14 protein-coding genes are annotated in these 10,248 nt (G+C 50.7%); all 14 read left to right on the forward strand.

Annotation, left to right across the window (positions count from 1 at the left end; genetic code table 11):
- The first annotated feature begins 89 nt into the window (after positions 1-89).
- The 14 genes from HMPREF1985_RS02700 (at position 90) to HMPREF1985_RS02765 (ending at position 10,096) form a co-directional block, all read left to right on the forward strand.
- Positions 90-410: a YerC/YecD family TrpR-related protein gene (locus tag HMPREF1985_RS02700; RefSeq protein WP_021770915.1), complete on the forward strand. Its 321-nt coding sequence runs from the start codon at positions 90-92 to the stop codon at positions 408-410.
- Positions 411-428: 18 nt separating this feature from the next.
- Positions 429-1,613 carry an ATP phosphoribosyltransferase regulatory subunit gene (gene hisZ, locus HMPREF1985_RS02705; protein WP_021770916.1) on the forward strand — a complete coding sequence of 395 codons (1,185 nt, stop codon included), beginning with the start codon at positions 429-431 and terminating at the stop codon, positions 1,611-1,613.
- A 65-nt stretch (positions 1,614-1,678) separates the two neighbouring features.
- Positions 1,679-2,137, forward strand: coding sequence for an HD domain-containing protein (locus HMPREF1985_RS02710; protein ID WP_196805308.1), 459 nt, complete (start codon positions 1,679-1,681; stop codon positions 2,135-2,137).
- Positions 2,138-2,154: 17 nt separating this feature from the next.
- Positions 2,155-2,817, forward strand: a complete 663-nt coding sequence (hisG, locus tag HMPREF1985_RS02715; RefSeq protein WP_021770918.1) for an ATP phosphoribosyltransferase — start codon at positions 2,155-2,157, stop codon at positions 2,815-2,817.
- A gap of 1 nt (position 2,818) precedes the next feature.
- On the forward strand, positions 2,819-4,165 hold the full coding sequence (gene hisD / locus HMPREF1985_RS02720) for a histidinol dehydrogenase (protein ID WP_021770919.1): 1,347 nt from the start codon (positions 2,819-2,821) through the stop codon (positions 4,163-4,165).
- A gap of 11 nt (positions 4,166-4,176) precedes the next feature.
- Positions 4,177-5,241, forward strand: a complete 1,065-nt coding sequence (gene hisC, locus HMPREF1985_RS02725; RefSeq protein ID WP_040636858.1) for a histidinol-phosphate transaminase — start codon at positions 4,177-4,179, stop codon at positions 5,239-5,241.
- A 1-nt stretch (position 5,242) separates the two neighbouring features.
- Positions 5,243-5,827 (forward strand): imidazoleglycerol-phosphate dehydratase HisB, encoded by a 585-nt coding sequence (gene hisB, locus HMPREF1985_RS02730; protein WP_040636860.1) that lies wholly within the window; start codon positions 5,243-5,245, stop codon positions 5,825-5,827.
- 9 nt (positions 5,828-5,836) lie between these two features.
- Positions 5,837-6,457 carry an imidazole glycerol phosphate synthase subunit HisH gene (hisH, locus tag HMPREF1985_RS02735; RefSeq protein WP_021770922.1) on the forward strand — a complete coding sequence of 207 codons (621 nt, stop codon included), beginning with the start codon at positions 5,837-5,839 and terminating at the stop codon, positions 6,455-6,457.
- Entirely contained in the window at positions 6,454-7,185 is a 732-nt protein-coding gene (gene hisA / locus HMPREF1985_RS02740) for a 1-(5-phosphoribosyl)-5-[(5-phosphoribosylamino)methylideneamino]imidazole-4-carboxamide isomerase (RefSeq protein ID WP_021770923.1), read from the forward strand. The genes hisH and hisA overlap by 4 nt, the downstream gene beginning before the upstream one ends.
- 2 nt (positions 7,186-7,187) lie before the next feature.
- On the forward strand, positions 7,188-7,946 hold the full coding sequence (gene hisF, locus HMPREF1985_RS02745) for an imidazole glycerol phosphate synthase subunit HisF (RefSeq protein WP_021770924.1): 759 nt from the start codon (positions 7,188-7,190) through the stop codon (positions 7,944-7,946).
- Positions 7,946-8,656 carry a bifunctional phosphoribosyl-AMP cyclohydrolase/phosphoribosyl-ATP diphosphatase HisIE gene (hisIE, locus tag HMPREF1985_RS02750; protein WP_021770925.1) on the forward strand — a complete coding sequence of 237 codons (711 nt, stop codon included), beginning with the start codon at positions 7,946-7,948 and terminating at the stop codon, positions 8,654-8,656. The genes hisF and hisIE overlap by 1 nt, the downstream gene beginning before the upstream one ends.
- Before the next feature lie 18 nt (positions 8,657-8,674).
- Positions 8,675-9,304 (forward strand): SagB/ThcOx family dehydrogenase, encoded by a 630-nt coding sequence (locus HMPREF1985_RS02755; RefSeq protein ID WP_021770926.1) that lies wholly within the window; start codon positions 8,675-8,677, stop codon positions 9,302-9,304.
- Positions 9,301-9,699 carry a hypothetical protein gene (locus HMPREF1985_RS02760; RefSeq protein WP_021770927.1) on the forward strand — a complete coding sequence of 133 codons (399 nt, stop codon included), beginning with the start codon at positions 9,301-9,303 and terminating at the stop codon, positions 9,697-9,699. The genes HMPREF1985_RS02755 and HMPREF1985_RS02760 overlap by 4 nt, the downstream gene beginning before the upstream one ends.
- 10 nt (positions 9,700-9,709) lie before the next feature.
- The gene (locus HMPREF1985_RS02765; protein ID WP_021770928.1) at positions 9,710-10,096 is read left to right on the forward strand and encodes a methylglyoxal synthase; all 387 of its coding nucleotides are present in this window, start codon (positions 9,710-9,712) and stop codon (positions 10,094-10,096) included.
- Positions 10,097-10,248 lie beyond the last annotated feature (152 nt).

Genomic DNA, 10,248 nt, shown 5'->3' on the forward strand with positions numbered 1-10,248 from the left:
CTCTATGCTATAATACATTGTGTTTTCATCAGCTAAAGGAATAAAGAATGAAAGCCACTTGATCGAATCGATGAAGAAAGGGAACCAAGATGGTAAATCCAAGACTGAAAGATGAATTGAATGACCAATTGTGCCAAGCAATGCTTTCCTTGGAAACACAAGAAGAATGCTATGCTTTTTTTGAAGACGTCTGTACGATTGGGGAACTAAAGGCGATGGCTCAGCGGCTTGAGGTTGCACGCATGCTTCGCGCGGGCAGTACGTACGACATGATTGTCGAACGCACGGGAGCAAGCACTGCGACAATTAGCCGCGTGAAACGCTGTCTCAATTACGGGGCGGATGGCTATCGAATCGTCTTGGATCGCATTGACTCGACGGAAAGATCCGAAGCTGTGACGGACGCGTAGGATTTGAGGAGAACCAACATGGAAAATGAAACGCTCGTACTCGACATACCGTATGGAATGCGGGATTTCCTGCCGAAAGAGGCAGCGGGAAAGCGTGCCGTTGAGACGGAGCTCGCAAGCCTATTTTCCGCATGGGGGTATGATGAGGTTGTCACGCCGACCATCGAGTACCTCGATAATCTAACGCTCGGTGCGAAAGGTGCGCTTGAGCCGCATCTTTTTAAGCTTTTTGATCGTAACAACCGCACGCTCGCACTTCGCCATGAAATGACGACACCGATTGCACGGCTCGCCGCGAGTCGTTTGCGCGATTACCCGATGCCACTCAAGCTTTCATATATCAGCAGTGTCTTTCGCTACGAGCAGGCACAGCGCGGACGCCAGTGCGAGTTTCATCAGGCAGGCGTTGAGCTTATGGGAAGCACGAGCACGGCATCCGATGCAGAGATTATCGCACTTGCCGTCGAAGGGTTACGGCAGGTTGGACTGAAGGACTTTCAAGTATCCATCGGACAGGTTGATTTCGTCTCAGGGATCATGGAACAGTACCATCTTGACAAAGAGACGAAAAGCAAATTGAAAACGGCGCTTGAAGTGCGCAACTTAGTCGAAGCCGAACAGATCGTTGATGGACTCGCAATTACGAAACAGGCAAAAACGATATTGAAGAGACTGCCGCTCTTAAACGGTGGTGAGGAGATGCTTCGGAAGAGCTATGCTTTTGCACTGAATGAACAGAGTCGTCGGGCACTGGATAATCTTGGCGAAATCTATCGTTTGCTGAAGGCATACGGCATCGCGCAATACGTGCGGTTTGATCTCGGCATTATCCGCGATTTTGGATATTACACGGGTATGGTATTTGAAATTTATGCGTCAGGACTAGGCTTTCCGCTTGCGGGAGGCGGGCGCTATGACCACTTGTTGTCCGATTTTGGCAATGCATGCCCTGCAACGGGGGTTGCACTTGGCATAGAACGAGTTCTCCTTGCGCTCTCGCGGCAGGCATGCGTGCACCCCGTACATGCGGAGGGAGTTTATCTTGCTTATGCACATGGCTTCTTGGACGCAGCTATTGAATTGGCACAGAAGCTCCGTTCAGAAGGCAAGACGGTAGAAATAGCGCTCTCGGTACTGGATGAGCAATCGGCTGACGATTTGCGGAGGCAGAAAGGTTATGGCAAATTTCTGTACTTATCATGATACAGCGTATACGACAGTTTTACCGTGCGCTGTTTGCTTCGATGGAGCAGGCGGATCACGAGCTCGTGTGGCAGGTTCTTTCCGAAAAAGAGCAAACCTTGTTTTATGCAATGCATCGTGCCGATCAGGTTCATGCCATAAATGTTGCGCGTACGGCACTTAAAATTGCGAAAGAATACCCGCGTGAGGTGAACCGAACCCTTCTTCTTCGTGTTGCGCTTCTTCACGATGTTGGACGAAAAAAGGGCGATCTTGATATATGGGGAAAGGCTTTTGCCGTGCTCGCAATGAAGGGTTTTCCGCGTATTGCAGAACACCTCATGCAGGCAAGAAAAGGAACGATCTTCTATCGGTTTGGGCATGCGCTCTACGTATCAAGATATCATGCAGCAATCGGTGCTGGTCGGTTGCGTGAGATTCGTCTTTTGACCGAAGCTTCTATTGTGGCGCGCCACCATTTGCCACCGGATGATCACGATGTGGCGGAGCTCATCATCCTGCGAATGGCAGATGAGCGAAATTAAATCTTGGGAGGGCAGACATGACATCGAATGACAACGACTACCTGACGATTGCCTTGCCAAAAGGCAAGTTATTTTCTTTGTCGGCAAAGCTTCTTGTGCGTGTCGGCTATACGGCGGAGGACTTATCCGATAAGTCGCGCAAACTGATCATCACGAATGAAGAGAAGAAGATACGGTTTATTGTTTCCAAAACGTCGGATGTGCCGACTTATGTCGAGTATGGTGCAGCGGATATCGGTATTATCGGCAAGGATGTTTTGCTTGAAGCGAATAAAGAGGTTTACGAAATGCTCGACCTTGGCTTTGGCAAATGCCATTTGATGATGGCTGTGCCGAAAGCGGAGAAGCGTGAAAAGCTCACGGATTACGATCATACGCGCGTCGCGACGAAGTATCCTCATATCGCGGAACAATTTTTTGGGCAGCGCGGCATGCAGATGGAGTATATCAAGCTGAATGGTTCGATAGAGCTTGGCCCAATCGTTGGACTTTCCGAGAGCATTGTCGATATCGTGGAAACGGGAACGACACTTCGGGAAAATGACTTAGAAGAAATTGTTCATATTGTTGACGCATCGGCACGTCTTATCGTGAATCGCGTAAGCTTCAAGCTGAAGTTTGATCGCATACATGAGCTCGTCGAGGATTTGCGCCGTGTATTGAATCGTGGGGAAGAATAACATGAAAATCGTTCGTGCAAGTGAAATGGGAACGCGTGAAGTGGAACGCTTGTTGACGAAGGCCACTTTCGATGAGGTGAAGCTCAGCCCGAAAATTCGCGAAGCGAATAGAAAGACGTTCGGGCGAGACATGACGGCAGCAGAGCTCGTCCGCCAAATTGTAACGGATGTGCGCAGGGAAGGCGATGCGGCACTGCTCCGTTATACGAAGCTTATTGACAAGGCAGAGCTGACGCCGGCAGATTTTCTCGTAACGGAAGAGGAATACCGTGTGGCGGAGCACGAAGCAGATCCAGCTGTTCGTGAATCCCTTGAGCGAGCGGCGGCAAATGTGCGCCGCTACCATGAGGAGCAGAAACCGAACGCTTGGATGACGTACCGTGCGCATGGTTCCATTTTAGGGCAGACGCTCATTCCACTTGACCGCGTCGGCATTTACGTTCCAGGCGGTACGGCAGCATATCCGTCATCCGTCGTCATGAACGCCGTTCCAGCCAGCGTTGCAGGTGTTAACGAAATCGTGATGATGGTACCGCCGAAGAATGGCAAGATCAATCCTTACGTCTTGCTTGCAGCGCGCGCCGCAGGGGTGCATAAAATATATAAACTCGGCGGAGCACAAGCGATTGCTGCAATGGCATTCGGCACGGAGACAATCCCACGCGTCGATAAGATCACGGGACCGGGCAATATCTTTGTCACGCTCGCAAAAAAGGAGGTCTACGGGTATGTCGATATCGATATGCTCGCAGGGCCGAGTGAGATTTTGATTGTAGCAGACGAGACGGCTGATCCGCGTTACACGGCGGCTGATATGCTAAGTCAGGCAGAACACGATCCGCTCGCATCGAGCATCGTGATTACGGACAGCGCGTCACTTGCCGAAGCTGTTGCGAAAGAAGCAGAAAAGCAGCTTGCGGCACTTGCGCGCAAGGAGATTGCGCAGGCATCCATTGACCGCAACGGACTTATCGTCATTGCTGACGATATTATGCAGGCCATGCATTTTGCAAATGTATCTGCGCCGGAACACATGGAGCTCTTGACAAAAGAGCCATTTCACCTCCTGCCGTATGTCCGCCATGCGGGGGCAGTATTCCTTGGTGCGTATTCGCCAGAGCCGCTCGGCGATTATTTTGCTGGACCGGATCATATCCTGCCGACGGGAGGAACGGCGCGTTATTACTCCGTGCTCAATGTTGAGACGTTCATGAAGCGTATGAGTATCATTTCTTATACGCAGCCTGCCTTGCAGGAGGCGAGTGAGGACATTATTCGCCTTGCGGAAACAGAAGGATTGCAAGCGCATGCAAACGCAATTCGCATGCGCGAAATGAACGAGAGGTGAGGAGGCAGTTTATGCTGAATTATAGAAAAGGGCTTAAGGATATGCCATCGTATGATGTCGTGGATCGCCCGTGGACGATTAAGGTCAATGCGAACGAGTGCAATATGAATATGTCCCCGCTCGTCGAAGAGCGCGTCATGACGCGGCTTTCACGCGTGGCATTCAATCGCTATCCGAACGAAGAGTACGACGATTTGCGTGACCAGATCGCGAAGAACTTCGGTCTTGCACGCAATAACGTGCTGATTGGTAACGGATCAAGTGAAATTATCGAGAAACTATTCCATTGTTTCGGCGGCTCAAAGTCGCATAAGATTGTTTATCCACAGCCCTCGTTTTCCATGTATGCGATTTATGCAAAGGCGGCAGAAGCGGAAGGCGTTCCCGTCGATCTTGCGGAAGATTACTCGCTGGATCTCGATACGTTTATTGCAGCGGTTCGTGACGCAAAAGCTTCGCTTGCCGTAATCTGCAATCCAAACAATCCGACGGGCAATGCTCTTTCGCTCGATCAGGTTGAATATCTCGCACAAAGCATATCCTGCGCGTTCCTTCTTGACGAAGCTTATATTGAATTTTACGGACAGTCGGCGTATCGTCTTCTCAAAAAGTACCCGAATCTTATTGTAGCGCGCACGTTTTCAAAGGCGTATGGTTTGGCATCATGCCGTGTCGGTTACATGCTCGCAGACAGGAAAGTTATTGAAATGACGGACAAGTCGTTCATGCCGTACCACATGAATGTTCTCTCGCTCGTGACGGCAGATATTTGCTATCAGATGCGGCAGGATTTCGTTCCACATATCCAGATCATGGTTTCCGAGCGCAAGCGGATGTATGAAGAACTCAAAAAAATCAAGGAGCTTACCGTCTATCCTTCAGAGACGAATTTCATCCTCGTGCATTATGATAGGGCAAATGAACTAAATGATATGCTTGAGGCGAGCGGTATCGGCGTTCGCAATTTCAGCAATGCGCCAAGGCTTGGAAATTGCCTGCGCATTTCAATGGGACGGCGTGAGGAAAACGATACATGGCTGAAACTCATTCGTGATTTTGTTGATGGGAGGAGATGAAATGCGCGGTGCAACAGTAAAGCGTGAAACAGAAGAAACGTCCGTCTTTGTCGAAGTGGAGCTCGATGGCGAAGGGTACGCGGAAGTCCGAACTGGAATCGGATTCTTCGATCACATGCTCAATCTCATGGCTGCGCATGGCTGTCTCAATATGAGGGTCGCCTGTGATGGGGATCTTGAAGTCGATGGGCATCATTCCGTTGAGGATATTGGCATTGCACTCGGTATGGCGTTTCGTGAGGCACTCGGCGATAAGAAGGGAATTCGACGTTACGGATCGTTTTATTTGCCGATGGATGAAGCACTTGCATTCGTCGCGCTCGATATCAGCGGACGCTCATTCCTCGTGTATGACGGTGGGAAAATGGCACCGATGATCGGCGGCTATGACACGGAGCTGACGGAAGAGTTTTTACGTGCCTTTGCAATGAATGCAGGCATTACCCTTCATGTGAAAATTCTTTACGGTGCAAACTCCCACCACAAGGCAGAGGCGATTTTTAAGGCACTCGGCCATGCCTTGCGCATTGCCGTTGAGGATGATCCGCGCGTCGATAGAATCCCATCGACGAAGGGATCGCTCTAAGGAGGAAGTATGGTCGCAATCATAGATTATGGCGTTGGCAATCTGTTCAGTGTCCAAAAGGCATTTGCAGCGCTTGGTGCAGATGTTGTGATCACGAGTGACGCAGCGGTGATACGCAGAGCGGAGCACGTCGTTCTGCCGGGCGTTGGTGCATTCGGCGACTGCATGAAAAATCTTGAGGCGAGCGGGCTGATTCCCGTTCTAAGAGAAATCATTAAAGAGGGAAAACCGCTGCTTGGCATTTGTGTCGGACTTCAGATTCTCTTTGAGGGAAGCGAAGAGTCTCCTGGTGTGTCGGGACTCGGCATCCTGAAAGGATATGTAAAGCGAATCCATGCAGAGGGACTAAAGGTTCCGCACATGGGGTGGAATTCGCTTGTGGTAAAAGAGCCACCCCCACCGATGAATCTATTTGCGCATCTTGCAGCACCAAGCTATGTTTACTTTGTCCATAGCTATCATGCCGTACCAAAGGATGCGTCAATCGTCACATCCTACACGGATTATGGTGGAAGGATTACAGCATCCGTCGCACAGGGAAATGTAGAGGCGACGCAGTTCCATCCTGAAAAGTCGGGGGATGTGGGATTGGTTATTTTGCGTAATTTTATCGAGGGGGAAACGCGATGATACTATTTCCTGCGATTGATATACGCGGCGGGAAGTGCGTGCGGCTATTCAAAGGAGATTTCGACCAAGAGACGGTTTACTCGGACGAGCCGGAAAAAATGGCAAAAAAATGGCAGGAAGAGGGGGCGGAGTATCTTCACCTCGTCGATCTTGATGGAGCACTCGCAGGGCGCTCCAAGAATCTTACAGCGATTGAACACATTTTGAAGAGCGTACATATTCCAGTGGAACTCGGTGGCGGCATTCGCACGATGGAGCAGATCGATACGCTCTTATCGCGCGGCATCGCGCGCGTCATTCTCGGTTCGCTTGCCGTCCGTAATCCGATGCTCGTTAAAGAGGCTTGCGCAAAATACGCGGAGCGTATCGTCGTTGGAATTGATGCGAAGAAGGGCATTGTCGCCGTTGAAGGGTGGGGAGAATCGGGCGATATTGAAGCACAGGAACTCGCGCAGCGCATGGCAGCAGTCGGCGTTCGCACGATTATCTACACCGACATATCGCGTGACGGAACACTATCAGGTGTCAACGTGGAGGCGACAGTCGCGCTTGCGAATGCAAGCGGTGCCCGGGTCGTCGCATCGGGCGGCGTGAAGTCGATTGCAGATATTGAAGCACTGCTTCCTTATGAAAAAAATGGTATCGAAGGGGTCATAGTCGGAAAGGCCATCTATACTGGATCGCTCGATCTGAAACAGGCGCTTGCGCTCACAAAGAGAGGGGCGTAATCATGCATACGAAACGAATTATTCCATGCCTTGATGTCAAGGAGGGACGTGTCGTGAAGGGGACGAATTTCATCGGACTGCGCGATGCGGGAGACCCTGTCGAGCTTGCTTCACGTTACGATATGGAACGTGCCGATGAATTGGTCTTTTTGGATATCGCGGCGTCGAGCGATAAACGGCAGACGATGGTACGAGTTGCGCAGGACTGTGCATCGAAAGTCTTCATCCCGTTTACGGTCGGCGGCGGCATTCGCACGCCAGATGATATGCACCGCATGCTGGAGGCTGGTGCGGACAAGACATCGCTCAATACGGCGGCGATCAAAAATCCGGATCTTGTTCGTGAAGGGGCGCAGAAGTTTGGCAGTCAGTGTGTCGTGCTCGCCGTGGATGCGCGCTGTGTCGGCGACGGCAAATGGGAGGTTTATATCAATGGCGGGCGTACGCCGACAGGACTCGATTGCATTGAATGGGTGAAGCGTGCAGTGGATCTCGGTGCTGGAGAGATCTTGCTTACGAGCATGGATGCCGATGGCACGAAAGATGGCTATGATATCGCGCTGACGCGAACCGTTTCAGAGGCTGTGTCCGTTCCAGTCATCGCGTCGGGGGGGGCAGGAACGCTTGAACATTTTTACGAGGTGCTCACCGAAGGAAAGGCGGACGCCGTTCTCGCTGCATCGGTTTTTCACTATGGACAGTTTACCGTAGGCGAAGTCAAGGAATACTTAAAATCACGTGGATTGGAGGTTCGGTTCTGATGGAGAAGGAATTGGATATATCGATGGTTAGATTTGATGGGAATGGACTCGTCCCCGCTATCGTTCAAGAGGAAAATGGGCAAGTTCTCATGCTCGCCTACATGAACGAAGAGTCGCTCAAAAAAACGATGGAGACGGGCTATACGTGGTTCTTCAGCCGCAAACGTAGAAAACTTTGGCAGAAGGGCGAGACATCTGGAAATGTACAGAAAGTACGTCAGATATCATACGACTGTGATGGCGATGCGCTGCTTGTTCGCGTCCATCAGACGGGCGTCGCTTGCCATACGGGAAGCTATACGTGTTTCAGCGGACGTGAGCTCTTGAAAGACGCAGAAAAAGGTGTTGCTGTTGTTCCGCCTGCCAAGCACATGGAGCTAGAAGAGGTGCTGAACGATCTTTATCAGGTCATTCAGGATCGTCGAATCAATCCGGTTGAAGGCTCGTATACGAACTACCTTTTTGAAAAAGGGCAGGATAAGATCCTCAAGAAAGTCGGAGAGGAGGCTGTTGAGACAGTTATCGCTTCGAAGAATAACAGCCGAAGTGAAGTACTGTACGAGATGGGGGATCTTTGGTATCATTGCCTTGTCTTGCTCGCCTATCACAATATCTTGCCAGAAGAGCTTTTCGATGAACTCATGAGCCGCCGCAAGGGAAAAAACTACCATAAGTTCACAGGCAAGACGGGCGTTCGGCCAGATATGTGATAGAAGGAGCAGTCGGACATGAGCGTGTTCATGTTGCCGGAACCGGATCTTTTGCCGGATATGGAAGTCAACTTTCTGGAGCTGGTCGAAATGCGTGCATCCGTGCGCCATTATGCAGAGACATCGTTGTCGCAGAGGGAACTTTCTTGCCTGCTTTGGTGTGCGCAGGGCGTCAAGATGGTCTTGCCAAATGGGAAAAGCGTGCGCAATGTGCCCGCCGTAGGCGGCAGTCACATGCTTGAAACTGAACTTATTGTGCATCGCGTAGAGGGGCTTGCTGCAGGATTCTATCGATTTTTGCCGTTTGACCATGCCGTGCTTTTTTTAGGGCGTGACTGCCTTGACGAGGCGGCTCTAAGAGCACAGTTTTCGCCAGAGGATGACACGGCGGTGCGGGAAAGTGCTGTGACGATTGTATGGAGTGCTGTGCGGGAACGGATTGCAGGGAAAGATGATGAAGCGGCACGCCGCTGTGCCTATATTGAATCCGGGCATGCAAGCCAGAATGTTTGCCTTGCGGCACAGGCGATGAAGATCGGCACGGGAAGTATTCGTGCATGGCGGGAGAAAGCCGTAAATCTTGCCTATGGCTTCGATGGAGCAAAGACATTCTCTGTGGGCGCGATGACGGTGGGGAAGATGGAATGACAATTTTTTTGAGCAGTTGTTTTGTTGCGCTTTGTTTTGTATTCGTTTTTGAGATGCACCACTCCATGCGGCGTTCCGCGAAAATGAACGAATTAATCCAACGGTATTCCGGCACGCTTCCTGCGCCACGTCGTACAGAGCTCCTCGCAGATATCTATGCCTATTGTATGGCCGATTTCAAATTGCGGCGTGTGATGAAAAAAAATCATGCGACGGCGGAGGATTTGGAAGAGCTTTATCGAAAATTAATGATATGGGGTGACTTTCGGAAAGGGAGGCGCTATGTTCCCATCTCTTCCTTTTTCTATGTCTATACGCTTGGCTATCTGCTGAGACATAAGGACGAAGATGGGAAGAAGTTGACCATGAAGTGCATGAATTTTTTTCATATTTAAGGAGACTGACATGAAGACGATTGCCTTAATTGCCCATGATAAGAAGAAGGATGAAATGCTCGAATTCGTCAAGCAGCACGAGGCGCTACTGCGAAAGTGCAAACTTCTTGCAACACACACTACAGGCACGCTTATCAACAAGACGTTTGACTTGCATGTCAACTGCATGATGTCCGGCCCGCTTGGCGGCGACCAGCAGATCGGAGCAATGGTCGCGACAGAACAGATTGACTGCGTCATCTTCCTGCGTGACCCATTGACGTCGCAGCCTCACGAACCCGATATCAATGCGCTCTTGCGACTCTGCGATGTTCACAATATTCCCCTCGCGACGAATCGGAAAAGTGGGTGTATCCTGCTAGACTATGTAGCGCGCGAGCTTGAGGACACCAAGTAAGAGGGCGTGCTTCCAATGGATTTTATGCTGAGCAGAGTTGACAAGCCGTCCAATATCCAGTACAATACTACTTGTCCCGAAATACGCCATTTGGGCGTTTTTCGGGACAAGTATGTGTGACCCGGTAGTTTAGTTGGTTAGAATGCCGCCCT

It is taken from the genome of Mitsuokella sp. oral taxon 131 str. W9106 (genome assembly GCF_000469545.1).
Lineage (GTDB): Bacteria > Bacillota > Negativicutes > Selenomonadales > Selenomonadaceae > AWVT01.

What these genes read in the sequence shown, in the direction of transcription:
- HMPREF1985_RS02765 (WP_021770928.1), top strand. Translation starts at nt 9,710, where the DNA reads ATGAAGACGATTGCCTTAATTGCCCATGATAAGAAGAAGGATGAAATG.
- HMPREF1985_RS02755 (WP_021770926.1), top strand. Translation starts at nt 8,675, where the DNA reads ATGAGCGTGTTCATGTTGCCGGAACCGGATCTTTTGCCGGATATGGAA.
- hisF (WP_021770924.1), top strand. Translation starts at nt 7,188, where the DNA reads ATGCATACGAAACGAATTATTCCATGCCTTGATGTCAAGGAGGGACGT.
- hisH (WP_021770922.1), top strand. Translation starts at nt 5,837, where the DNA reads ATGGTCGCAATCATAGATTATGGCGTTGGCAATCTGTTCAGTGTCCAA.
- hisZ (WP_021770916.1), top strand. Translation starts at nt 429, where the DNA reads ATGGAAAATGAAACGCTCGTACTCGACATACCGTATGGAATGCGGGAT.
- hisB (WP_040636860.1), top strand. Translation starts at nt 5,243, where the DNA reads ATGCGCGGTGCAACAGTAAAGCGTGAAACAGAAGAAACGTCCGTCTTT.
- hisG (WP_021770918.1), top strand. Translation starts at nt 2,155, where the DNA reads ATGACATCGAATGACAACGACTACCTGACGATTGCCTTGCCAAAAGGC.
- hisA (WP_021770923.1), top strand. Translation starts at nt 6,454, where the DNA reads ATGATACTATTTCCTGCGATTGATATACGCGGCGGGAAGTGCGTGCGG.
- hisD (WP_021770919.1), top strand. Translation starts at nt 2,819, where the DNA reads ATGAAAATCGTTCGTGCAAGTGAAATGGGAACGCGTGAAGTGGAACGC.
- hisIE (WP_021770925.1), top strand. Translation starts at nt 7,946, where the DNA reads ATGGAGAAGGAATTGGATATATCGATGGTTAGATTTGATGGGAATGGA.
- HMPREF1985_RS02760 (WP_021770927.1), top strand. Translation starts at nt 9,301, where the DNA reads ATGACAATTTTTTTGAGCAGTTGTTTTGTTGCGCTTTGTTTTGTATTC.
- HMPREF1985_RS02700 (WP_021770915.1), top strand. Translation starts at nt 90, where the DNA reads ATGGTAAATCCAAGACTGAAAGATGAATTGAATGACCAATTGTGCCAA.
- hisC (WP_040636858.1), top strand. Translation starts at nt 4,177, where the DNA reads ATGCTGAATTATAGAAAAGGGCTTAAGGATATGCCATCGTATGATGTC.